The sequence below is a fragment of the Microbacterium sp. MMO-56 genome, assembly GCF_037146215.1.
GTDB lineage: Bacteria > Actinomycetota > Actinomycetes > Actinomycetales > Microbacteriaceae > Microbacterium.
Window position 1 is genome coordinate 68,266 of record NZ_JBBCVW010000014.1, and the last position, 22,152, is coordinate 90,417.

20 protein-coding genes and 1 tRNA gene are annotated in these 22,152 nt (G+C 71.9%); 17 read left to right on the forward strand and 4 right to left on the reverse strand.

Annotation, left to right across the window (positions count from 1 at the left end):
- Positions 1-129: 129 nt before the first annotated feature.
- Genes pdhA through WFI00_RS12880 form a run of 3 tightly spaced genes read left to right on the forward strand, consistent with a single transcriptional unit; the run spans position 130 to position 3,696 of the window.
- Positions 130-1,254 carry a pyruvate dehydrogenase (acetyl-transferring) E1 component subunit alpha gene (pdhA, locus tag WFI00_RS12870; RefSeq protein WP_442928324.1) on the forward strand — a complete coding sequence of 375 codons (1,125 nt, stop codon included), beginning with the start codon at positions 130-132 and terminating at the stop codon, positions 1,252-1,254.
- A gap of 1 nt (position 1,255) precedes the next feature.
- Positions 1,256-2,281 carry an alpha-ketoacid dehydrogenase subunit beta gene (locus tag WFI00_RS12875; RefSeq protein ID WP_336633166.1) on the forward strand — a complete coding sequence of 342 codons (1,026 nt, stop codon included), beginning with the start codon at positions 1,256-1,258 and terminating at the stop codon, positions 2,279-2,281.
- Positions 2,278-3,696 (forward strand): dihydrolipoamide acetyltransferase family protein, encoded by a 1,419-nt coding sequence (locus WFI00_RS12880; RefSeq protein WP_336633165.1) that lies wholly within the window; start codon positions 2,278-2,280, stop codon positions 3,694-3,696. Before WFI00_RS12875 ends, WFI00_RS12880 begins: the two co-directional genes overlap by 4 nt.
- A gap of 8 nt (positions 3,697-3,704) precedes the next feature.
- Here the strand turns inward: WFI00_RS12880 and WFI00_RS12885 are convergent, their stop codons facing one another.
- Positions 3,705-4,322 carry a TetR/AcrR family transcriptional regulator gene (locus WFI00_RS12885; protein ID WP_336633164.1) on the reverse strand — a complete coding sequence of 206 codons (618 nt, stop codon included), beginning with the start codon at positions 4,320-4,322 and terminating at the stop codon, positions 3,705-3,707.
- A gap of 136 nt (positions 4,323-4,458) precedes the next feature.
- Here WFI00_RS12885 and WFI00_RS12890 point away from each other — a divergent pair, with 136 nt between their 5' ends.
- Together WFI00_RS12890 and WFI00_RS12895 are read left to right on the forward strand one after the other, a co-directional pair.
- The gene (locus WFI00_RS12890; RefSeq protein WP_336633163.1) at positions 4,459-5,649 is read left to right on the forward strand and encodes an acyl-CoA dehydrogenase family protein; all 1,191 of its coding nucleotides are present in this window, start codon (positions 4,459-4,461) and stop codon (positions 5,647-5,649) included.
- A gap of 89 nt (positions 5,650-5,738) precedes the next feature.
- Complete coding sequence (locus WFI00_RS12895; protein ID WP_336633162.1) at positions 5,739-6,548, forward strand: HpcH/HpaI aldolase/citrate lyase family protein; 810 nt, start codon at positions 5,739-5,741, stop codon at positions 6,546-6,548.
- Between the two features lie 11 nt (positions 6,549-6,559).
- Here WFI00_RS12895 and WFI00_RS12900 read toward each other — a convergent pair whose 3' ends face one another.
- A complete protein-coding gene (locus tag WFI00_RS12900; RefSeq protein ID WP_336633161.1) occupies positions 6,560-7,171 on the reverse strand; it encodes a histidine phosphatase family protein in 612 nt (203 codons plus the stop codon).
- A 45-nt stretch (positions 7,172-7,216) separates the two neighbouring features.
- Positions 7,217-8,068 carry a Sir2 family NAD-dependent protein deacetylase gene (locus WFI00_RS12905; protein WP_336633160.1) on the reverse strand — a complete coding sequence of 284 codons (852 nt, stop codon included), beginning with the start codon at positions 8,066-8,068 and terminating at the stop codon, positions 7,217-7,219.
- A gap of 59 nt (positions 8,069-8,127) precedes the next feature.
- On the opposite strand from WFI00_RS12905, the gene WFI00_RS12910 reads away from it, so the two are divergent.
- Positions 8,128-8,937, forward strand: a complete 810-nt coding sequence (locus WFI00_RS12910) for a TrmH family RNA methyltransferase (RefSeq protein ID WP_336633159.1) — start codon at positions 8,128-8,130, stop codon at positions 8,935-8,937.
- Positions 8,938-8,943: 6 nt separating this feature from the next.
- On the opposite strand, the gene WFI00_RS12915 is transcribed toward WFI00_RS12910, so the two are convergent.
- Positions 8,944-9,813: an SGNH/GDSL hydrolase family protein gene (locus WFI00_RS12915; RefSeq protein WP_336633158.1), complete on the reverse strand. Its 870-nt coding sequence runs from the start codon at positions 9,811-9,813 to the stop codon at positions 8,944-8,946.
- Positions 9,814-9,898: 85 nt separating this feature from the next.
- Between WFI00_RS12915 and WFI00_RS12920 the strand changes: the two genes are divergently transcribed.
- The 11 genes from WFI00_RS12920 to WFI00_RS12970 all read left to right on the forward strand — a co-directional run bounded on the left by WFI00_RS12920 (position 9,899) and on the right by WFI00_RS12970 (position 22,151).
- A complete protein-coding gene (locus WFI00_RS12920; RefSeq protein ID WP_336633157.1) occupies positions 9,899-11,764 on the forward strand; it encodes a DEAD/DEAH box helicase in 1,866 nt (621 codons plus the stop codon).
- 89 nt (positions 11,765-11,853) lie between these two features.
- Positions 11,854-12,939, forward strand: a complete 1,086-nt coding sequence (locus WFI00_RS12925; protein ID WP_336633156.1) for a VIT1/CCC1 transporter family protein — start codon at positions 11,854-11,856, stop codon at positions 12,937-12,939.
- Positions 12,940-13,008: 69 nt separating this feature from the next.
- A tRNA-Leu gene (locus WFI00_RS12930) sits at positions 13,009-13,093 on the forward strand.
- Between the two features lie 221 nt (positions 13,094-13,314).
- Positions 13,315-14,361 carry a FecCD family ABC transporter permease gene (locus WFI00_RS12935; protein WP_336633155.1) on the forward strand — a complete coding sequence of 349 codons (1,047 nt, stop codon included), beginning with the start codon at positions 13,315-13,317 and terminating at the stop codon, positions 14,359-14,361.
- A complete protein-coding gene (locus tag WFI00_RS12940) occupies positions 14,358-15,161 on the forward strand; it encodes an ABC transporter ATP-binding protein (protein WP_336633154.1) in 804 nt (267 codons plus the stop codon). Before WFI00_RS12935 ends, WFI00_RS12940 begins: the two co-directional genes overlap by 4 nt.
- Positions 15,162-15,175: 14 nt before the next feature.
- Positions 15,176-16,198 carry an ABC transporter substrate-binding protein gene (locus WFI00_RS12945; RefSeq protein WP_336633153.1) on the forward strand — a complete coding sequence of 341 codons (1,023 nt, stop codon included), beginning with the start codon at positions 15,176-15,178 and terminating at the stop codon, positions 16,196-16,198.
- Positions 16,195-17,877, forward strand: a complete 1,683-nt coding sequence (locus WFI00_RS12950; RefSeq protein WP_336633152.1) for an ABC transporter ATP-binding protein/permease — start codon at positions 16,195-16,197, stop codon at positions 17,875-17,877. Before WFI00_RS12945 ends, WFI00_RS12950 begins: the two co-directional genes overlap by 4 nt.
- A complete protein-coding gene (locus WFI00_RS12955) occupies positions 17,874-19,526 on the forward strand; it encodes an amino acid ABC transporter ATP-binding/permease protein (RefSeq protein ID WP_336633151.1) in 1,653 nt (550 codons plus the stop codon). The genes WFI00_RS12950 and WFI00_RS12955 overlap by 4 nt, the downstream gene beginning before the upstream one ends.
- Positions 19,527-19,576: 50 nt before the next feature.
- Positions 19,577-19,780 carry a hypothetical protein gene (locus WFI00_RS12960; protein ID WP_336633150.1) on the forward strand — a complete coding sequence of 68 codons (204 nt, stop codon included), beginning with the start codon at positions 19,577-19,579 and terminating at the stop codon, positions 19,778-19,780.
- Between the two features lie 216 nt (positions 19,781-19,996).
- Positions 19,997-21,307: a M20/M25/M40 family metallo-hydrolase gene (locus tag WFI00_RS12965; RefSeq protein WP_336633149.1), complete on the forward strand. Its 1,311-nt coding sequence runs from the start codon at positions 19,997-19,999 to the stop codon at positions 21,305-21,307.
- 10 nt (positions 21,308-21,317) lie between these two features.
- Entirely contained in the window at positions 21,318-22,151 is an 834-nt protein-coding gene (locus WFI00_RS12970; RefSeq protein WP_336633148.1) for an undecaprenyl-diphosphate phosphatase, read from the forward strand.
- Position 22,152: the final 1 nt, after the last annotated feature.

The following is a 22,152-nucleotide window of genomic DNA, read 5'->3' on the forward strand; positions in this document are numbered from 1 at the left end:
TGCGCAACATGCTCAAGGGCGGGCGGGATGCTTGAGCGAGGTGCGACAGCGACGTAGCCTCTGACGCATCGGCGACGAGGCCGACGACCGGACGCGCCGGGCCACCCTCACCCGGCGCATCCCGAAGGGATGACGACGATGCACACCCTGACCACCGACCCCTCGACACGGTCCGACACCGATCGCGTCGCGCAGCTGCTGACCCCTGCCGGGGATCGCGTCACAGACCCCGTGCTGGACGAGTGGGCGGCGGACATCGACACGACGGCGCTGCGTCGACTGTACGAGGACATGGCGATCACCCGCCGCGCCGACACCGAGGGGGTCGCCCTCCAGCGCCAGGGGCACCTCGGACTGTGGGCGCCCGCGCAGGGCCAGGAGGCCGTCCAGGTCGCGAGCGCCCGGGCCTGTCGCGGCGACGACTTCCTCTTCCCGACGTATCGGGAGCTGGGGGTGCTCGTCGTGCGCGGCGTGGCCCCGGACGAGCTCGTCCTGGCATGGCGCGGCGAGGTGCACAGCACGTTCGATCCGCGATCCCTCCACGTCGCGCCGCCGCAGATCATCATCGGCGCACAGACGCTGCACGCTGTGGGGTACGCGATGGGGATCCAACGCGACGAGGGCGATCAGGTCGCCGTCGCCTACCTCGGCGACGGGGCGACCAGTCAGGGCGACGTCAACGAGGCGATGGTGTTCGCCTCCTCGTTCACGGCTCCGGTGGTCTTCGTCTGCTCGAACAACCAGTGGGCGATCTCCGAGCCGGTCAGCGTGCAGTCCCGGTATCCGATCGCGGGACGTGCGCCGGGGTTCGGCATCCCGAGTCTGCGCGTCGACGGCAACGACGTGCTCGCATGCACGGCCGCGATGCGATGGGCGCTCGACCACGCCCGGTCGGGTCGGGGGCCCGTGTTCCTCGAGGCCGTCACGTACCGCATGGGGCCGCACACGACCTCCGACGACCCGACGCGCTATCGCGACGCGGCGGAGCTCGAACGCTGGCGTGAGCGCGATCCGCTCCGCCGCCTCGAGGCGCACCTGCGATCCCTGGGCGCGTTCGACGATGAGTTCGCCGCGGAGGTCGCGGCAGCCGGCGACGCCGTCGCGGCCGGGATGCGCGATGCCGCGCTGCGCGCGCGCACCCGGCCCGCCGTCGAGGTGCTCGACGACGTCTACGCCGAGCCGCACTCGGGCATCGCCCGTCAGCGCGAGCGGTTCTCCGCGTACCTCGCAGGCTTCGACGACGAGGAGGTGTGAGATGACGCGACTCACGATGGGCAAGGCGCTCACCGCAGGCCTGCGGCGCGCGATGACCGAGGACGATCGGGTCGTGCTGATGGGCGAGGACATCGGTCGGCTCGGCGGCGTCTTCCGGATCACCGACGGCCTGCTCGACGAGTTCGGCGCGCGCCGCGTCATCGACACGCCGCTTGCGGAGTCCGGCATCGTGGGAACGGCCGTCGGTCTGGCCTATCGCGGCTTCCGGCCCGTCGTGGAGATCCAGTTCGACGGGTTCGTCTATCCGGCGTTCGACCAGATCGTCAGCCAGGTCGCGAAGCTGCACTACCGGACCCGCGGCCGGGTGCGGATGCCGATCACGATCCGGATGCCGTGGGCGGGCGGCGTCGGGGCCGCGGAGCACCACTCCGAGTCGCCGGAGGCGTACTTCGTGCACACCGCGGGGCTGCGCGTGGTCGCGGTGTCCAATCCCCGTGATGCGTACACCGTGCTGCAGCAGGCGATCGCCTGCGACGACCCGGTCGTCTTCTTCGAGCCGAAGCGGCTGTACCACCACAGGTTCGAGGGCGAGGAGGGAGAGGTGGACCTCGACGCGCACGTGGCGGACGCGCCGCCGATGGGTCTGGCGCGGGTCGTCCGCGAGGGCACGGATGCGACGCTCGTCACGTACGGTGCGCAGGTGGTGACGGCCCTCGATGCCGCGGAGGCCGCGGCCGACGACGGCGTCTCTATCGAGGTCGTCGACATCCGGTCGCTCTCCCCGATCGACTACCGCACCGTCGCGGCATCCGTCCGCAAGACCGGGCGCGTCGTGGTGACGCACGAGGCCGGCGGCGAGGCCGGGGTGGGCGCGGAGATCATCGCGAGCATCACGGAGCAGTGCTTCCCCTTCCTCGAGGCAGCGCCCCAGCGGGTGACCGGCCACGACATCCCCTACCCGCCGGCGAAGCTCGAACGGCACCACGTGCCCGACCTCGATCGCATCCTCGACGCCGTGGACCGCGTCCTGGATCGCCCGAACAGCCTCACGGAGGTGACGCGATGATCGCGGAGTTCGCACTGCCGGATCTCGGGGAGGGACTGCCGGAGGCGGAGATCGTCCAGTGGCTTGTCGCGGAGGGCGACGACGTGACGCTCAATCAGCCGATCGCCGAAGTCGAGACGGCGAAGGCGATCGTCGAGCTGCCGTCGCCCTACGCCGGAACGGTGCGTCGTCTGCACGCCACCGAGGGCGAGGTCGTCGCGGTCGGCAGCCCGCTGATCGGGATCGACGTGCCGGGCTCGGAGACGCCGACGGGGGCGGCGGGCGGCGGAAGCGACGGCGAGCAGACGGCCGGCGTCACGGCGGACGGACGCGGCGCGGCGGACGACGCGCCCGCGAGCACGGAGGACCGCGCGACGCCGAACCTCGTGGGGTACGGGGCGGCGCCGCGGGGCCCCGGCCGGCCGCGACGCCGACCGCGGACCGGGCGCACGCCCACGGCACCGGGCGACGCCGAGGTCCGGGCGGCGGCGCCGCACGACGTACTCGACGCCGCACTCGACGCCGCGGGGTCGTCGAGCGAGGACCTGCCGCTCGAGCGGCCCCGCTCCACACCGCCCGTGCGTCAGCTCGCGAAGCGCCTGGGCGTGGATCTCGCCCTCGTCGCCGCCTCCGGCGTGACGGGGGTCATCGCGCGGGAGGACGTCGAGCGCTTCGCGGAGGGGACTGCCGCCGAGGCGGAGCGCGACGACCGGCGCTCGGAGCGCGGCGACTCCCGCCGCGTCACCCGTACGCCGATCCGCGGTGTCCGGCGGGCGACGGCGGCCGCGATGGTGCGCAGCGCGTTCACCGCGCCCCACGTGACGTGCTTCCTGGAGGTCGACGTCACGGAGACGACCCGGCTCGTGACCGAGCTCCGTGCGGATCCGCGGGTGCGGGACCACCGCATCGGGGTCCTCGTGGTCGTCGCGAAGGCGGTGTGCCTCGCCCTGCGATCGGAGCCCGCGCTGAACTCGCGGTGGGACGAGGAGGCGGGCGAGATCATCGAGCACCACTACGTCGACCTCGGGATCGCCGCGGCGACGGAGCGCGGCCTGATCGTGCCGCACGTCCGGGATGCCCACTCGCTCACCCTGGCGGAGCTCGCCGATGCGATCGCGGAGCTGACCGCGACCGCGCGCGCGGGGCGATCGACGCCGGCGGCGTTGAGCGGAGGGACCTTCTCCCTCACGAACTTCGGCGTGTTCGGCGTGGACGCGGGGACACCGATCCTGAATCCGCCGCAGGCGGGCATCCTCGGGATCGGGACCGTCCGCCGACGCCCGTGGGAGCACGAGGGCGAGATCGCGCTGCGCGACGTGCTGACCCTCAGCCTGTCCTTCGATCACCGCGTCGTCGACGGCGAGCAGGGCGCGCGGTTCCTGCGCGCCGTGGGCGACGTGCTGCGCGCCCCCGGCCGGGCGATGCTGCTGTCCTGAGGGAAAGGTCAGGGTGAGGTCAGGGCGGCGAACGCCATGTCGGCGAGGACGCGCTCGACGAGTGCGTCCTCGGGGGCGTCACGGAGGGCGCGCACCGAGTAGGGCGTCGAGTTGATCAGTCCGAAGCCGGCGTGGGCGCGCAGGCGCAGCTCCGCGGCATCCTTCCCGGGCAGCACGCGCGAGAGGACCTCGATCCACAGATCCAGATACTCGCGCTGGAGGCTGCGCACGCGATGCCGATCGTCCTCGCTCAGGCAGGCGAGGTCGCGGTCGTGCACGCGGATGACGTCCGCCCCGTGCACGGCGAAATCCACGTGGAAGCGGACGAGGGCCCGCAGCTGCTCGGAGGCGTCCGCCACCCCGTCGCGCACCCGGCGCCCGCCCGTGAGCAGATCCTCGCTCGCGCGCAGGAGGATCGCGCCCAGCAGCGCGCGCTTGCTCGCGAAGTGGCGGTAGACGCCGGGGCCGGAGATGCCGACCGCCGAGCCCAGGTCCTCGAGACTGACCCCGTCGAAGCCCTGCGCCGCGAACAGCCGGGCGGCCTCGCGCAGCAGCGAGCTCTGCCGCTCGGCCTTCGCCCGAAGGCGGCCGGTCGCTCTCGTGCGGTCGACGGAGTTCGTTGCCATTCCAGTTAATCCTCGCTAACCTGGGAGGGTCCGGTTAGGGAACACTAACCCGGCGCGCCGAGCGCGATCCAGCGGACGAGGATGCCCGTGATCGGATCGTGACCGGCGGCTCGCGACACGCATCGAAGGAGATGACATGGGCGTGCTCGATCCATCCGTCTACGACCTGACGGACGAGGAGCGCGAGCTCGCCGCGCTCGTCCGCGACTTCGCCGACGAGCGGGTCGCGCCACAGGCATACGAGGCCGATAGGACGGCGACCTTGTCGATGGGCATCGTCGACGAGATGGGGGAGCTGGGGCTGTTCGGCCTCCCGTTCCCGGAGGAGGTCGGCGGTCAGGGCGGAGGCCTCGTCGCCCTGGGCCTCGCGATCGAGGCGCTCGGACGGGTCGATCAGTCGATCGCTATCACGCTCGAGGCGGCCGTGAGCCTGGGTGCGATGCCGATCCACCGCTTCGGGACGGAGGAGCAGCGCGCTCGGCTCCTGCCCGACCTCCTGACCGGCCGCGCCCTCGCGGGGTTCGGGCTCACCGAGCCGGAGGCGGGATCGGATGCGGGTGCGACGCGCACGACGGCGCGGCGCGAGGGCGACGACTGGGTCATCGACGGCGCGAAGCAGTTCATCACCAACTCGGGCACGCCGCGGACGAGCTTCGTGACGGTGACGGCCGTCACCGGGAGACGCACCGATGCGTCCACCGGCGCGATCCGGGCGGAGATCTCGACGATCGTCGTCCCCTCCGGCACTCCCGGCTTCGAGGTCGGACCCGCCTACGACAAGGTCGGCTGGCACGCGTCCGACACGCACCCCCTGTCCTTCGACGGCGCGCGGGTGCCCGCCGACAACCTCCTCGGGGAACAGGGGAAGGGCTTCGCGAACTTCCTCAGCATCCTCGACGAGGGGCGCGTCGCGATCGCCGCCCTGTCGACGGGTGCCGCGGAGGGCTGCCTCGAGGCGGCCCTCGACTATGCGCGGTCGCGCGTCGTGTTCGGGGAGCGGCTCGGCACCCGCCAGGCGATCCAGTTCACGCTCGCACGGATGCAGCTGCGCGTGCACAACGCGCGTCTGGCGTGGCTCCACGCTGCACGTCTGCGCGAGGCCGGACGGCCCTTCGGCACGGCGGCGGCGATCGCGAAGCTCACCGCGTCGGATGCCGCGATGGACAACGCGCGTGAGGCCACCCAGATCTTCGGCGGCAACGGGTTCATGAACGAGTACCCCGTCGCGCGCCACTATCGCGACGCCAAGATCCTGGAGATCGGCGAGGGGACCTCCGAGGTCCAGCTGCTCCTGATCGCCCGCGCCCTCGGCGTGACCGCCCCCTGACCCCTGACCCCTGACCCCTCGCACCGCTCCCGCACCCGCACCCGATCCCGCGCAGGAGAGGGTGGCACGGTGCGGGGTAGCGTGGGGGGATGACGTTCGCCCTGGGGCCCGCACTGCTGTTCTGTCCCGCCGACCGGCCCGACCGATTCGCGAAAGCGCTCGACCGGGCGGACGGGGTCATCCTCGATCTCGAGGACGCCGTGGCACCGGCCGCCAAGCCGGCCGCGCGCGGGGCACTCATCGACGCGCACGTCGATCCCGAGCGTGTCGTCGTGCGGGTCAACCCCGTCGGCACGCCCGAGTACGAGGCCGACATCGCCACGCTCTCGCACACCGACTTCCGCACGATCATGGTCCCCAAGGCGCACTCGGCGAAACGCATCGGGCGGATCGACCCGCGCTTCGACGTCGTCGCGCTGTGCGAGACGGCGCGCGGCATCGTCGCGGCCGAGAAGATCGCCGCCGCCCCCAACGTCGTCGCGCTCATGTGGGGGGCCGAGGACCTCGTCGCCTCGCTCGGCGGCACCTCCAGCCGCACGCCGGCGGGGGAGTACCGCGACGTCGCCCGCGCGGCGCGCTCCCGCGTCCTGCTCGCCGCCGGGTCCGCCGGCGTCGCCGCCATCGACGCGGTGCACCTCGACATCGGCGACGAGCGAGGGCTGCGCCGCGAGGCCGCGGATGCCGCGGCGAGCGGCTTCCAGGCATCGGCGTGCATCCATCCGAACCAGATCGAGACGATCCGGGAGGCCTACCGGCCCGATGCGCGCACGCTCGTCTGGGCGCGCGCCGTGCTCGCCGCGGCGGAGGGGGAGCGGGGCGTCTTCCGCTTCGACGGTCGCATGGTCGACGAACCCGTCCTCCGCCACGCGCGGACCGTCCTCGGTCGCGCTCCCGAGTAGGCCGCCGCCGGTCAGACGCGCGCGGTCGACACCGCCGCGTACGAGAGGAGACCGATGCGGTCGCGTTCGACGCGGAACTCGTGCACCGAGGCGTTGGCGAGCCGCTCACCGGCGAGGGGCAGCGTGTCCCCGCTCGCGTGGCGGATCAGCTGTCCGATGAGCCCGCCGTGCGTGACCGCGATCACGGGCACGTCCACGGGTGCGTGCAGGCGACGTGCCTCGCGCACGACCCGGCGGACGGCGCTCACCGCACGCGTCCGGAGGTGCCCGTTCGTCTCCGCGTCGGGAACGTTGTCCTGTCCGAAATCGCCGTAGAGCTCCCGATACTCGGTGTCGGTGAGGCCTTCGGCCTGCCCGTACGCCCGCTCGCGCAGACCCGGGTACGTGTGCGGCTCGTCCACGCCGAGCGCTGCGGCCACGATGCTCGCCGTCTCCCGTGCCCGCGACAGGTCGCTGGAGACGACCACCGGTCGCTCTCCGGCGAAACGCGCGGTCAGGAGCGCGGCCGTCTCGCGTGCCTGCGCACGACCGGTCTCGTTGAGGGGGATGTCGGTGGAGCCCTGGATGCGACGAGCGGCGTTCCAGTCGGTCTCGCCGTGCCGCACGAGGAGGAGAGTGGTCACGAGACGACCCTACGGGACGGCGGCGCCGAGACCCTGGGCGTGCACTCAGCGCAGCGCGGGGAGCGCGTCGGCGAACGCCTGCAGCACCGGGGTCGTACCGGCATCGATCTTCACGGTCGCGCGGGCGTCACCGCGCGTCTCGCCGCGGTTCACGATGACGATCGGCAGCCGGCGCCGGCGGGCGCGGTCGAGCAGACGGATCCCCGAGTTGACGACGAGGGAGGACCCGGCGATGACCAGCGCATCGCTCGCGGCGAGCATCCGCTCCGCCTCCTGGAAGCGCGTGACGGGGATGTACTCGCCGAAGAACACGACGTCGGGCTTGAGCATGCCCCCGCAGACGCTGCAGGCGGGCACGGCGAAGCCGTCGCTCGTCGACGGCAGCACGTCGCCGTCGGGGCCGAGCTCGACCGCGTCGGGCACGGTGATCCACGGATTGTCCCGCTCGACGCGGGCGGCGAGGTCGCGGCGGTCGAACACCTGCCCGCAGTGCGTGCACAGCACCCGACGCATCGTGCCGTGCAGCTCGACCACCCGACTGCTGCCTGCCCGGATGTGCAGGCCGTCGACGTTCTGCGTGACGACGCCGGAGGCGATCCCCTCGCGCTCGAGCGCCGCCAGGGCGTCGTGACCCCCGTTGGGCGTCGATGCCGCGAACGCGCGCCACCCCAGGTGACTGCCGACCCAGTACCGACGCCTCGCCGCGTCGCTGGAGAGAAACTGCTGGACGGTCATCGGCGTGCGCGTCGGCGCGCCCTTCCCGCGGTAGTCGGGGATGCCCGAGTCGGTCGACACACCGGCCCCGGTGAGCACCGCGAGACGCCGACCGGCGAGTGCATCGATCGCCCGCTCCACGGCGGCCGCCGTCTTCTCGTCGGAGTCGAGGACCGTCGCCATGGTGCGAGCCTACGCCGGTTGGTTTTCGGGCAGGTTACGAGACGTGCCAGCATGGCCGCATGCCTGTCGTGAGGATCGAGGACCCGTCCGATGCCCGCCTGTCGGACTATCGGGACCTGACGGATGTCGCTCTGCGCCGACGGACGGAGCCGGCCGAGGGGCTGTACATCGCGGAGTCGGCGAAGGTCATCGCCCGCGCGGTCGCCGCCGGGCACGCGCCGCGGTCGGTCCTCGTGCAGGAGAAGTGGCTCGCCGACGCCGAGCACCTCGCCGGGGACGCACCCGTCTACGTGGTCGCCGACGACGTCGCGGCCGGCGTGACCGGATACGCAGTGCACCGAGGCGCGCTCGCGGCGATGCATCGACCGGCGCTCCCGTCGGTGGCGGAGGTGGTCTCGGGCGCGCGTCTGGTCCTGGTCCTCGAGGACATCGTGGACCACACGAACGTGGGGGCCGCCTTCCGCGCGGCGGCGGGGCTCGGCGCGGACGCCGTGCTGGTCACGCCGCGTTGCGCGGATCCGCTGTACCGGCGGAGCGTCCGGGTCAGCATGGGGACCGTGTTCCAGGTGCCGTGGACCCGGCTGCCCGAGGACGGTCTGGGCGGGTGGCGCACGGGGATCGACGACCTTCGCGCGGCCGGGCTCCACGTCGCCGCGCTGGCCCTCGCGGACGATGCCGTCTCGCTCGACGACTTCGCCGCGCGGCGCCCCGCGCAGGTGGCGCTCGTCCTCGGATCGGAGGGCGACGGTCTGTCGGCGCGCGCCCTGGCCGCCGCCGACACCGTCGTCACGATCCCGATGACCGGGGGAGTGGACTCCCTCAACGTCGCGTCGGCGGCCGCCGTCGCGCTGTGGGCACTGTCGCGCTGAGGGACCTCAGGCGAGAGTCCCGGGCCCGGCCGAACGGTCCTTCCCCGGCGCCTCGGTGACGACGGGCAGCGCGTCGGGCCGCTTGGCGCGGATGTGATCGCCGGAGGACTGGTGCCGCAGTCGGCGCAGGACCCACGGCACGAGGTAGGCGCGGGCCCAGACGAGGTCGTTGCCGCGCGCCTCGCGCCAGGTGAGGGTGGGCAGCGGGTCGGGCTGCATCGGCTGCAGGTCGTTCGGGACGTTGAGCGCGCGCAGCACCATGCGGGCGATCTCGTGGTGACCCAGGGCGTTGTAGTGCAGCCGGTCGTCGTCGAAGAACCGCATGTCCTGCACCTCCTTCAGGGCCCACTGATCGGCCACGATGCAGTCGTAGCGGTCGGCGATCGCGCGGATGTTCTCGTTGTAGATCGCGACCCGCCCGCGGATGCCGCGGAACACCGGGGTGAACTCGGTGTCGATGCCGGTGAAGACGACGAGGGTGGCGCCCTGCGAGCTCAGCCGCGCGACGGCGTCCTCGAACTGCTCGGCGACCAGGTCCGGGTCTCCGCCGGGGCGGATGACGTCGTTGCCCCCCGCGGAGAACGTGATGAGATCAGGGCTCAGGGCGAGTGCGGGCTCGATCTGGTCGGCGACGATCTGGCCGATGAGCTTGCCGCGCACGGCGAGATTCGCGTACGCGAAGTCCTCGACCTGCGCACCCAGCACCTCGGCGACGCGGTCCGCCCAGCCGCGATGGTCGTCCGTGCCCGGGATCGGATCGCCGATGCCCTCGGTGAAGGAATCGCCGATCGACACCATGCGGCGCCACGGGTGCGCCGACTCGTTCGGTACATAGGGCGAGCGGTGGTCGTCGGGGGTGGGATCGTTCCTGCGCATGGTTCTCCAGACTCTCCGCTTTCGAGGCTACCCGCAGCGGCACCGGCGCCGGGCGTGGGGGTGGCCTCGTTTAGGGTGGTCAGTCGTGGATGCGACGGACGAGCAGGGGCAGGAGCACTTCGGCAGCTTCGCCGCAGAGCACCTGTCGCCGTCCTTCCCGCAGCGCGCGCCGTGGGGAACGGCGCAGAACCTGCGCGCCTGGCAGGCCGAGGCGCTGGAGGCCTACTTCGGCGCGGACGGGCCCGACGGCGTCGGCAAGGGACCGCGCGACTTCCTCGCCGCCGCCACACCCGGGGCCGGCAAGACGACCTTCGCCCTGCGCCTCGCCTCCGAGCTGCTGCGTCGCGGCGTCATCGAGCGCGTCGTGGTCGTCGCGCCCACCGAGCACCTGAAGACCCAGTGGGCCGATGCGGCGGCGCGCGTGGGCATCCGGCTCGATCCCCGGTTCAGCAACCGGCAGCGGATGCATGCCCGCCACTACCACGGCGTGGCCGTCACCTACGCCCAGGTCGCCGTCAAGGCATCCGTCCACCGGCACCTCGTGGACGATGCGCGCACGCTCGTCGTCCTCGACGAGGTCCATCACGGCGGCGATGCGCTCAGCTGGGGGGATGCGCTGCGCGAGGCCTACGGACGCGCGACCCGCCGACTGCTGCTGTCGGGCACGCCCTTCCGCAGCGACACGGCGCCGATCCCGTTCGTCGAGTACCACCCGAACGAGAAGGGCATCCGCCTGTCGCGGACCGACTACAACTACGGCTACGGACGCGCCCTCGCCGACGGCGTCGTGCGACCTGTGCTCTTCCTCGTCTACGCGGGCAAGATGCGCTGGCGCACGAAGGCGGGCGACGAGCTCGAAGCCCACCTCGGCCAGGACAACACGAAGGACGTGACGGCCCAGGCGTGGCGGACCGCACTCGACCCCGAGGGGGACTGGATCCCCGCTGTCCTCCGCAGCGCCGACCGGCGGCTGGGCGAGGTGCGTCAGGACGTGCCGGACGCCGGGGGACTCGTCATCGCGACCGATCAGACCGCCGCTCGCGCGTACGCCGCGATCCTCCATCAGATCACCGGCGAGGCGCCCACGGTGGTCCTCTCGGACGACAAGGCCGCCTCGGGGCGCATCGAGACGTTCGCGCAGGCGACGACACGCTGGATGGTGGCGGTGCGGATGGTGTCGGAGGGCGTCGACGTGCCGCGCCTCGCCGTCGGCGTCTATGCGACGAGCGCGTCGACGCCGCTGTTCTTCGCCCAGGCGATCGGTCGTTTCGTGCGGGCACGCCGTCGCGGCGAGGCCGCCTCCGTCTTCCTCCCGAACGTCCCCGTGCTGTTGACCCTCGCGGGCGAGATGGAGCGTGAGCGCGACCACGCCCTCGACCGGGAGAGCGGCGACGACGACGGTCTCGAGGACACGCTGCTCGCCGAGGCCGAACGCGAGGACAAGGCCTCCGACGAGCTCGAGCAGGAGTTCTCCTACCAGGCGCTCGGTTCCGTCGCCCACTTCGACCGCGTGCTGTTCGACGGCAAGGAGTTCGGCCAGCTCGCCGTGCCCGGCACCCCCGAGGAGGAGGAGTTCCTGGGGCTCCCCGGTCTCCTCGAGCCCGAACACGTCCACGAGCTTCTCATGCAGCGTCAGGCGCGCCAGGGGCGTCACCGGAGACTGCGGGAAGCCCGGGAGAGCGCCGGCGGCGAGGACGGCACCGTCACCGCCGACGCGACGTCGGACGGCCCGCTGGACAGCGCCCTGCCGCCGGCGCTGCATCGCACGTTGCGGGAGCAGCGTCAGCTGCTCAACAGCCTCGTCGGCCTGTACGCGCGCCAGAGCGGTGAGGCACATGGACTCGTCCACGCGGAGCTCCGCCGCATCTGCGGCGGCCCCGAGGTGGCCCGCGCCACCGTGGCGCAGCTCCAGGCGCGGATCGAGGTGCTCCGCAAACGCGTCCATTCCTGAGCGGGCGCGGGTCGTTCGGAGTTCCGAAATGCTGGCAATGTCTCCGTTCCCGCGGTGACGGCGACGGCGCGCGGATAGCGTGGTCACACGTGAACACGACTGCAGAACCCACCGCGAAGGATCGCCGCCGCTGGGCCCGCTATCTGGTCGAGGAGCGCGCGGAGGCTCAGGTCTATCGCGACCTCGCACGGCGACGGGAGGGCGAGGAGCGCGAGATCCTGCTGGCCCTCGCGGAGGCCGAGGGACGCCACGAGGCGCACTGGCTCGAGCTTCTCGGCGGTGAGCCGGCGCGGCTGCCCGCCGCGAGCGCGAGTGCGCGCACGCTCGCCTGGATGGCGCGGCGCTTCGGCTCGATCTTCGTGCTCGCCCTCGCCCAGAACGCCGAGGGTCGATCGCCCTACGCGGACGACCCCCACGCGACGGCGCGGATGGCTGCGGACGAGCGGGTCCATCGCGAGGTCGTCCGCGGCCTCGCGGCGCGCGGCCGTCGGCGTCTGTCCGGAACCTTCCGCGCGGCCGTGTTCGGCGCGAACGACGGGCTGGTCTCCAACCTCGCCCTCGTGATGGGCATCGGCGCGACGGGTGTCGCGTCCCAGTTCGTCCTGTTCAGCGGCGTCGCCGGCCTCCTCGCCGGCGCGCTCTCGATGGGCGCGGGGGAGTACGTCTCCGTGCGTTCGCAGCGGGAGCTGCTGGATGCCACCGAACCGAGCGACTACGCGGACTCGGTCCTGCCCGACCTCGATCTCGACGCGAACGAGCTGGCGCTCGTGTACCGCACCCGGGGCATGGGGGAGGCGGAGGCGGACGCCCGCGCGCGCCGCGTCCTGGAGGCGTCCCGGCAGTCCGACGCCGCACCGATCACGGGCCCCGTGACCCTTCCGGCGGACCACGAGGTGGTCGGCAGCGCGCTGGGGGCGGCGGGATCGAGCTTCCTGTTCTTCGCCTCGGGCGCGATCATCCCCGTCCTGCCGTGGATCTTCGGTCTGCAGGGACTCGCCGCGGTCCTCCTCGCCCTCGTGCTCGTCGGCCTCGCGCTCATGGGCACGGGGGCGATGGTCGGGCTGCTCTCGGGCGCGCCGCCGCTGCGCCGCGGACTGCGTCAGCTCGCGATCGGATTCGGCGCGGCGGCGGTGACATACCTGCTCGGTCTCCTGTTCGGCGTGTCGATGGGCTGAGCCGATTCTTCGTTGCGCGCAGGACGTGGTAGTGTCGATCCTCGGTTGCGAAACCGAAAAAACCCACCTGCGCGGGTGGCGGAATAGGTAGACGCGCTAGCTTGAGGTGCTAGTGCCCGTATAGGGCGTGGGGGTTCAAGTCCCCCCTCGCGCACAGTGAGAAGGCCCCGGCCCTGAGTCATCGACTCGGGTCCGGGGCCTTCTTCGTTGGAGACAGGGCGTGGGGCACGCGTGCCCCCGCCGGGTGATCGCCGAGCACGCTTTTGTTATTGAGTATCGTTATCAGTAAGCTCGGGCGGTGTGCTGGACACCGAACAATCTCAGCCCGCGACGCACGTCGCAGGCGTCTCGCGCCGTCGTGGCGCTCGGCGTCGTATGGAACGACGCGCCTGGATCCTGTGCGCCACCCTGGCCCTCGCGATCGGTGCGCTGATCGTGCTCTCCGGCGCGATCGGCACGGTCGAGGTGAGCATCATCGAGGCTGCTCGGATCGTGACCGGACATCTGCTGCCGGGGATGCCGTGGATGTCGGACGGCTCTCTCACGCGCCTGCAGGATCAGGCGGTGTGGCAGTTCCGCCTCCCGCGCACTCTTCTCGCGGCCCTCGCCGGCGCGGGTCTGGCACTGGCGGGTGCGCTGATGCAGGTGACGGTTCGGAACCCGCTGGCCGAGCCCTACATCCTCGGCGTCTCGTCGGGCGCGAGTGTCGGCGCGGTACTCGTGATCGTGTTCGGATCCGCGGCTCTGGGCGGACTCTCGCTCAACGTGGCCGCGTTCCTCGGGGCCCTGGCCGCCTGCATCGCCGTGGCGGTGCTCGCGCGCAAGGACGGGACGCTGTCGCCGACCCGGATGAGCCTCGCCGGTGTCGCCCTGGGCGCCCTTCTGAGCGCGGTCACCAGTTACCTGACGATCTCGACGGATGCGCAGAACGTCGTCAGCGTGCTCTTCTTCCTCCTCGGCAGCGTCTCCGCGGCGACGATGCACAGTCTCATCGGTCCGACGATCGCGTTGGCGGTCTCGTGCCTCGTCGCCGCGTTCCTCGCCCGCTCGCTGAACGTCCTGATGACGGGCGACGAGTCCGCGACCTCCCTGGGCGTGAATGCGGCCCGACTGCGCGGGACGCTGCTCGTCATCGCATCGCTGCTCACGGGCGCGGTCGTGTCGGTCGCCGGCGGCATCGGGTTCGTCGGCCTGGTGGTTCCGCACATCGCGAGGATCGCCGTGGGTGCCGATCATCGCCGCATGCTTCCGGTGACCGTGCTGGGCGGGGCCGTGTTCCTGATGCTGGCCGATCTGCTCGCCCGTACGGTCGCCCAGCCCACGGAGATCCCGCTCGGTATCCTCACCGCCTTCGTGGGGGCCCCGTTCTTCCTGTGGCTGATGCGTCGCGGCGGATCCGATAAGGCGGGGTTCGGACGGTGAGGATCGACATCGAGGATGTCACCGTCACGCTCGGCGGACGCGACGTGGTCGCCGACGCATCCTTCTCGCTGCCGTCCGGACAGGTGCTCGGCCTCGTCGGGCCGAATGGGTCGGGGAAGTCCACCCTCTTGCGCACCCTCTACCGCACCGTCGATCCCCGCCGTGGCACGGTGCGCATCGACGGCACCGACGTGCGCGCCATGACCGGGCGACAGGCGGCGCAGGCGGTCGCGGTGATGCTGCAGGATCCACCGACGGACGTGGACCTCAGTGTCGAGGAGACCGTGATGCTCGGGCGCGCACCCCATCGCTCGACGTTCGGGCGCGACACGCCGGATGATCTGCGCATCGTCGACGAGGCGATGGCGCGCACCGAGATCACGGAACTCGCCGATCGCATGATCGCGACCCTCTCGGGCGGACAGCGTCAACGGGTGATGCTCGCTCGCGCGCTGGCCCAGCGGACTCCGGTGCTGGTGCTCGACGAGCCGAGCAATCACCTGGACATCAGCCATCAGCACGACCTGATGGCCACGGTGCGCGGTCTGGGGTGCACCGTCGTCGCGGCGCTGCACGACCTCAACCTCGCTGCCCAGTACTGCGACAGCGTGGTCGTCCTGGACGGCGGCCGCGTCGTCGCCGCGGGCTCGCCCGCCGAGGTGTTGACCACGGACCTGATCCGATGCACGTTCCGAGTCGACGCACGAGTCCTCGGCGGCCCCGCCGACCCCGTCTTCGCCTTCCGTCGGCGGGAATCGGCCGACGGATCCGTGCCTCTGCTCCACACCGCCACCAGATAGAGAGAACGATCACCATGCACACCCCATCCCACTCGAGCTCCCGTGCCCGAGGCGCCGTCGTCGTCTTCGCCGTGGCGAGCCTGCTCCTGACCGGGTGCGGCAGCGCCGTCACGACCACCCCCGCAGCCACCGATGCCCCCGGGGCCGTCACCGTCGAGAACTGCGGTTCCGAGGTGACCGTGAGCGGCGTGCCGACGGCGGCCGTGGGCATGCACCCCGCTCAGACCGAACTCCTGCTGCGCCTGGGCCTGGCCGAGCACCTGGCCGGCCAGGCCCAGGCGACGGCCGCGACACTCCCTCCCGACATCGCTGCGCTCGCCCAAGGCATCCCCGTGATCGGCGGGATGATGCCGCCCAGTCGCGAGGAACTGCTGAGCGTGGAGCCGGACTTCGTGTACTCGCCCACGACGTACGAGTTCTCCGCAGACCAGGGGTTCGCCAGCATCCCGCAGCTCACCGATGCCGGCGCCGCGGTCTATGTGGCCTCCGGCGGGTGTGCGGATCGGCGCATGAACGGGGAAGTCACCGACCTGTTCACGGATCTGGCCGACATCGGGGAGATCTTCGGAGTGCAGGCGCAGGCCGCCGAGTTGATCGCGGAGAACCGGGCCGTGCTCGACGAGGTCGCACGGGCGATCTCCGGTGTCGACAAGCTGCGCGTCGCTCAGGTCTACTACGAGGGCGGCACGCTGCAGGCGATCGGCGCGGGCATCGAGTACGACATCCTCAGGCTGGCCGGCTCCGACAGCGTCTACACCCCGGATCAGGATCTGTTCGCGCGCTTCTTCGCCGCGACCATCACCCCCGAGTCTCTCGCCGCGGAAGACCCCGACGCGATCGTGTTCTCCACCTGGGCGCCGGAGCACGAGGCGGAGACGCGCGACTACCTGCGCAGGACGTTCCCGGACATGCCCGCGGTGCGCGATGACCGTGTCATCGCCGTGTCCAGCGCAGATGTCTTCCCGGGCACGCTCGGGAACGTCGCCGTCGTCCGTCAGATCGCCGAGCAGCTCTACCCTGCCCAGTTCTCGCGGTGATCCATCGCCGCCTGCTGGAACTCGCCGGCGCGGTGCCGGGCGCGATCGCCGCACTCGCAGCCGCCGGGATACTGATCTCGGCGCTGCACGTCGGCTTCGCGCTCAGCCTGGCGGCGGTGATCACCGCACTCGTCGCCGGCACCGGCCCGTTCGTGCCCGCGGTCGTCGTGCTCGCGGCGATCACCGCGACCCGAGGCATAGCGATCTGGGCGCGAGAACTCCTCGCGTCCCGGGTCGGTGCGGCGGTGCGGATCCGTCTGCGGCGTCGGCTCCTCGACAGGCTGCGCGCGGTGCCCGCCGTCGAACGGGACTCCGGTGCGACGGCGACCACCGTGCTCGACGGCGTGGAGGGACTCGACCCGTACTACACCCGGTACCTCCCGCAGCTGCTGGTGACTCTGGTGGTGCCGGCGGGGGTCGTCGCCCTCGTGTGGGCGCACGAGGCGACGTCGGGGATCGCGCTCGCGACGGCGGTCGCGGTCGCGGTGCTCGCGCCGCGGATCTGGGACGCGCGCCTGCTGCGGAACGGGCGGCTGCGCTGGGAGCGACTCGCCCGTCTGTCCTCGGACTACGTCGAGGCGTTGCAGATGATCCCACTGCTGCGTGCATTCGGTGCGACCGGGCGCACCGCAGCGCGCCTCACCGCCGAGGCACACTCCGTGCGAGACCTGACCATGTCGCAGCTGCGCCTGTCGCTGGTCGGGACCGCGCTCAGCACCCTCGCCATGCATCTCGGAGTCGTCGTCGCCACGCTCGCCTCGATCATCGCCGTCGCGACGGGGAACGCCCCGATCACGACCGTCGTCCTCGTGCTGATGCTCGCGCGCGAGGCGTTCAGGCCCGTGCACGATCTCGGTTCGGCATGGCACGCGGGCTATCTCGGTCTGACCGCTGTGGACGGGCTCGACCGGGTCCTCTCCGCCCCACTCATCGCCACGGGAGCGCACGACACTCCCGCGCGCGTCGGCGCCGTGGAACTCGTGGATCTCTCCTATCACTATCCCGGCACGTCCGCCGGTCTCACCGATCTCTCGCTGCGGATCGAACCGGGGGAGAGCGTCGCGGTGATCGGACCGTCCGGATCGGGCAAGAGCACGCTCGCTCGCCTGCTCGAACGAGACGCGGATCCCGATGTCGGCTCCATCGCCGTCGGCGGCATCCCGCTGCGGGAGTTCACCGAGCGCGCGCGCACGCGCAGTGTGGTCGTCGTCGCGCAGGACCCGGTTCTCTTCGCGTGGTCGGTGCGCGAGAATCTCCGTCTCTACTGCGAGGATGCGAGCGACACCGAGATCGTCGACGCGGCACGCGCCGCGTGCATCCACGACGTCATCATCGAGCTCCCCGGCGGGTACGACGCCGTGCTCGCCGAGAACGGCGGGCAGCTGTCCGGTGGCCAGCGGCAACGGCTCGCGCTCGCGCGGGCCCTTCTGTCGCCGGCACCGGTGCTCGTACTCGACGAGTCGACCTCGGCGCTGGACCTCGACACCGAGCGCCTCGTCATGGATGCCCTCGCCGCGCACGCACGGCGGCGGACGCGCACGATCCTCGTCATCGCGCACCGTGAGTCCGCGTGCACGCACGCGACCCGCCGGGTCGTGCTCCGGGACGGCCGACTCGCGGCGGTGGGCGACGCCGCACCGGCCGTGCGCGAGGCCCCGGGTCGGGGGGAGGGGCGATGAAGACCATCCTCCGTCTGCTCCCCGTCATCGCGACCCGCCGGGCGCTGTTCGCCGAGACGGTGGTGTGGAGCGTCGTCTCGCACGCCGCGGCCCTCGCTGCGACCCTGGGTCTCGCTCTGATCGTCGGATACGCGATGACCGGCACGCCCTTCCCCCTCCTCGGGGCAGCGATCACCCTCGTCGTGCTCTCCGTGCTCGCTGCGCTTGCCGCCTGGCGGGAGTCGTGGGTCTCGCACGACCTCGCCTACCGGCTCATCGCGACTCTCCGCGGGCACGTGTTCGACGCGCTGCGCCGCGCCCTGCCGGCACGCGTCCGGCAGCGGCGGACAGGCGATCTCGTCACCACCGTCGTCGCGGACATCGAGACGCTCGAATGGCTCTACGCGCACACCGCCGCGCAGACGCTCAGCGCCGCTCTCGTGCTCGCCACGAGCGTGGCCGTCTCCCTCCTGATTACCCCACTGCTCCTGCTCGTCTGGGTGCCCCTCCTGATCGTCGGCGTCGTCATCCCCGTGCTCACCGCGCGACGGGCGCAGCGCGACGGCGCCGCGCTCGCGGCGGGCGCGGCGGCACTTCGCTCCGACGTCCTCGACACGATCCGAGGCATGCGAGAGCTCGCGGGGGCGGGGCGGTTCCCCGCCCAGGTGGAGCGGCTCACGGACGACACGCGCGCGCTCGCCCGCCTCCAGACGCGCGAGGCGTCCCGTCTCGGCGCCGAGCGCGCCGTCGGAGACGTCGTCTTCGCCCTCGCCGCGCTCGGCTCCATCGCCGCCGTGCTGCTCGAGGGCTCCGCCGTCCCGCCGGAGCACATTCCGCTCGCCATCATGGTCGCGGTCGCCGGGCTCGGGCCAGCAGGGCAGATCGCCGATCTGCTCCGCAGCGCCGGCACTCTTCGATCGGCCGCGGAACGGATCACCGCCGTCCTCGACCACCCGGCGTCGGTCTCCGACGGGGCTCCCGGGCGGCACCCGCGGACCGCCGGCGAGTCGGGGCTCGTCTTCGACCGCGTGCGCTTCGGGTACGATCCACGAAGCCCGGCTCCGGTGCTCGACGACTTCTCGCTCCACGTGCGGCCGGGAGAGGTCGTCGCCCTCACCGGCCCGTCGGGAGCGGGCAAGACGACGGCCGCACAGCTCGCGCTGCGCATGTGGGATCCGGATGCCGGCAGCATCCGCATCGACGGAGCAGACATCCGCGCTCTCACCGACGACGAGCTCCGGAGCGGTGTGTCGACCGTCCCGCAGTCCTCCCCGCTGCTGCGGGGCACGATCCTCTCCAACATCCTCGTGGGGGATCCCCTCGCCACCGAGGCCGCCGTGGTCGACGCCGCCTCCTCCGTCGGCCTGCTCGATCCTGCGACCGGCCTTCCGGCGGGACTCGACACACCCGTCGGCGAATACGGGGCGGGGCTCTCCGGTGGGCAGCGCGCTCGCGTCGCGCTCGCCCGCGCACTCCTCGTCGACCCCCGCATCCTGATCCTCGACGAGCCGACGGCATCGCTCGACCCGGACGCCGACGCGGTCGTCATGGAGTTCTTGAGGCGGCGCCGGGACTGCGCGACCCTCGTGATCGCCCATCGGCCCGAGACGATCGCGGCGGCGCACCGGGTCGTCCGCCTCGGCCCTTTCGTTGACAACGGCAATAGTTGAGTGCATCTTGTAATCTGGGGGTCGCCACAGACATTCGAGGGAGAACGTCGATGCGGACCACGATCGAGCACGGTCGGACGATGGTGAGCGGCTATCTCGGGCCGTCGACGACGTCGGAGCACGCGTCTGACCTGGTGGCCCTCGACACCCCGCACCTCACGGCCACGATCACGTCCTGCGCCCTCGGCGCGACGCCGGTCGCGGTCATCGAGGATCCGAACGGGAGCACGGTCACGCGAGGTAGAGCCGGGTGAGCTCGACGGGGCTGATGTCGCGGCGACGGATCGCTGCGGCGATGTCGACGACGGGGGTGAAGGGCGACAGCACGGCGGGTTCCTCCTCGTTGAGTACTGACCGCTCACGCTAGGGCGACGTGCAGTCCGTCCGATCGGCCGTGCGCGCACACCCGATCGTCCGGGAGCGCACGGTCGGCGACGTGGGACCGCGTCGGCGGGCGCTAGCGTGGAGGGATGACCGATCGGGACCTTCCGGAGGTGGTGCGCCTGGCGCGCGACCTCATCCGCATCGACACCACCAACTACGGCGAGGGGAGGGCGCACGGCGAGCGCGAGGCCGCGGAGTACGTGGGCGCGTTCCTGACGTCGCTCGGACTCGTCCCCGAGTACTACGAGCCCATCCCGCGTCGCACCAACGTGATGGCCCGCGTCCCCGGGCGCGATCGTACGAAGCCCGCACTCGTCCTGCACGGCCACCTCGACGTCGTGCCCGCCGTCGCGGAGGACTGGAGCGTCGATCCCTTCGCGGGAGAGATCCGCGACGGAATGCTCTGGGGCCGCGGCGCCGTCGACATGAAGGACATGGACGCCATGATCCTGGCATCCGTCGCCGACATCCTGCGCGCCGGCGAGCGTCCCGAACGCGACCTGATCCTCGTGTTCTTCGCCGACGAGGAGAACGGCGGCGTCGAGGGCTCGCAGCTCGTCGTGCGCGACCGCCCCGAGTGGTTCGCCGGGGCGTCCGAGGCGATCAGCGAGGTGGGCGGATACTCCGTGCCCGTCGGCGATCGCCGGGCCTACCTGCTGCAGGTGGGCGAGAAGGCGCTGCTCTGGCTGCACCTGCGTGCGCGCGGGGTCGCCGGTCACGGCAGCCGGGTGCATCCCGACAACGCGGTCACCCGCCTGGCCGAGGCGGTCGCGGCCCTGGGGCGCACGACCTGGCCTATCGAGCTCACGGCGACCACGCGCCAGACCGTGTCGGACCTCGCGGCGCTGTGCGGCCCTGCCGGGGAGGATGCTGCCGAACCCGACCCCGACGCCGTGGCCGCGCACACCGGCTCCGCGGCCCCGTTCCTCAGCTCCACGTTCCGCACCACGGCCAATCCGACCGGGCTCGAGGCGGGATACAAGCACAACGTCATCCCCGATGCCGCGAGCGCCGCCATCGACGTGCGCACCCTCCCCGGGCAGGAGGACCGCGTGCTGGCGGAGATCCAGCGCATCGTCGGCGACGACATCGTCATCGACGTGGCGCACCGCGACATCGGCCTGGAGGTTCCCTTCGCGGGCGCCCTCGTGGAGGCCATGGTGTCGGCGCTCGAGCGCCACGATCCCGGGGTCCCGGTCATCCCGTACCTCATGGGCGGCGGCACCGACAACAAGGCCCTGGCCGAACTCGGGATCGCCGGCTACGGATTCGCCCCGTTGCGCCTCCCGGCGGACCTCGACTTCAGCGGTATGTTCCATGGGGTGGACGAACGCGTCCCGCTCGACGCGTTGGTCTTCGGGCAGCGCGTGCTCACCGATCTGATCCGGACGTACTGAAAGGCCGCGCATGCACCTGTTCGAGGCGATCATCCTGGGGCTCGTACAGGGGCTGACCGAGTTCCTGCCCATCTCCTCCAGCGCCCACCTGCGGATCTTCGGCGAGTTCCTCCCCTCGGCGGAGGACCCCGGCGCCACCTTCACCGCGATCACCCAGATCGGCACGGAGCTCGCGGTCCTCGTCTACTTCTGGCACCGGATCGTCCGCATCATCGGTCGCTGGTTCGGCGCCCTCACCGGCAAGGTGGCGCGCGACGATCCGGACGCGCGCATGGGCTGGATCGTCATCATCGGCACGATCCCGATCGGGATCGCGGGCTACTTCTTCCAGGACGCCATCCGTGGGACGTTCCGCAACCTCTGGCTCGTCGCGATCGTGCTGATCGTGTTCGGCCTGCTGCTGGGCGCGGCGGATGCCCTGGGTCGACGCGTCCGCACCGAGAAGGACCTCACGCTCGGCCACGGCCTCGCCCTCGGGCTCGCCCAGATGCTCGCGCTGATCCCCGGCGTCTCCCGCTCCGGCGCGACCACGACGATGGGCCTCGCCCTCGGCTACACGCGCCCGGCGGCCGCCGAGGTCGCGTTCCTGCTCGCGGTGCCCGCCGTGTTCGGGAGCGGGCTGTACGAGCTCCTGCAGGCGATCAAGGACCCGGGCGACCAGGTCTTCACGATGCTGGAGACCCTGGTCGCGACCGTCGTCGCCTTCGGCGTCGGGCTGGCCGTCATCGCCTTCCTCATGCGGTATCTGAAGCGCGGCAGCTTCCTGCCGTTCGTCCTCTACCGCCTCGCGCTCGGCATCGTGCTGATCGTCCTGCTGAGCTTCGGCGTGCTGCAGGCCTACTGAC

Excerpts from the sequence above, each read along its gene's own strand:
- pdhA (WP_442928324.1), top strand. The coding sequence starts at position 130 with ATGACGACGATGCACACCCTGACCACCGACCCCTCGACACGGTCCGAC.
- WFI00_RS12895 (WP_336633162.1), top strand. The coding sequence starts at position 5,739 with ATGACGTTCGCCCTGGGGCCCGCACTGCTGTTCTGTCCCGCCGACCGG.
- WFI00_RS12905 (WP_336633160.1), bottom strand. The coding sequence starts at position 8,068 with ATGGCGACGGTCCTCGACTCCGACGAGAAGACGGCGGCCGCCGTGGAG.
- WFI00_RS12945 (WP_336633153.1), top strand. The coding sequence starts at position 15,176 with ATGCACACCCCATCCCACTCGAGCTCCCGTGCCCGAGGCGCCGTCGTC.
- WFI00_RS12955 (WP_336633151.1), top strand. The coding sequence starts at position 17,874 with ATGAAGACCATCCTCCGTCTGCTCCCCGTCATCGCGACCCGCCGGGCG.
- WFI00_RS12935 (WP_336633155.1), top strand. The coding sequence starts at position 13,315 with ATGGAACGACGCGCCTGGATCCTGTGCGCCACCCTGGCCCTCGCGATC.
- WFI00_RS12965 (WP_336633149.1), top strand. The coding sequence starts at position 19,997 with ATGACCGATCGGGACCTTCCGGAGGTGGTGCGCCTGGCGCGCGACCTC.
- WFI00_RS12970 (WP_336633148.1), top strand. The coding sequence starts at position 21,318 with ATGCACCTGTTCGAGGCGATCATCCTGGGGCTCGTACAGGGGCTGACC.
- WFI00_RS12885 (WP_336633164.1), bottom strand. The coding sequence starts at position 4,322 with ATGGCAACGAACTCCGTCGACCGCACGAGAGCGACCGGCCGCCTTCGG.
- WFI00_RS12910 (WP_336633159.1), top strand. The coding sequence starts at position 8,128 with ATGCCTGTCGTGAGGATCGAGGACCCGTCCGATGCCCGCCTGTCGGAC.
- WFI00_RS12875 (WP_336633166.1), top strand. The coding sequence starts at position 1,256 with ATGACGCGACTCACGATGGGCAAGGCGCTCACCGCAGGCCTGCGGCGC.
- WFI00_RS12960 (WP_336633150.1), top strand. The coding sequence starts at position 19,577 with ATGCGGACCACGATCGAGCACGGTCGGACGATGGTGAGCGGCTATCTC.
- WFI00_RS12890 (WP_336633163.1), top strand. The coding sequence starts at position 4,459 with ATGGGCGTGCTCGATCCATCCGTCTACGACCTGACGGACGAGGAGCGC.
- WFI00_RS12880 (WP_336633165.1), top strand. The coding sequence starts at position 2,278 with ATGATCGCGGAGTTCGCACTGCCGGATCTCGGGGAGGGACTGCCGGAG.
- WFI00_RS12915 (WP_336633158.1), bottom strand. The coding sequence starts at position 9,813 with ATGCGCAGGAACGATCCCACCCCCGACGACCACCGCTCGCCCTATGTA.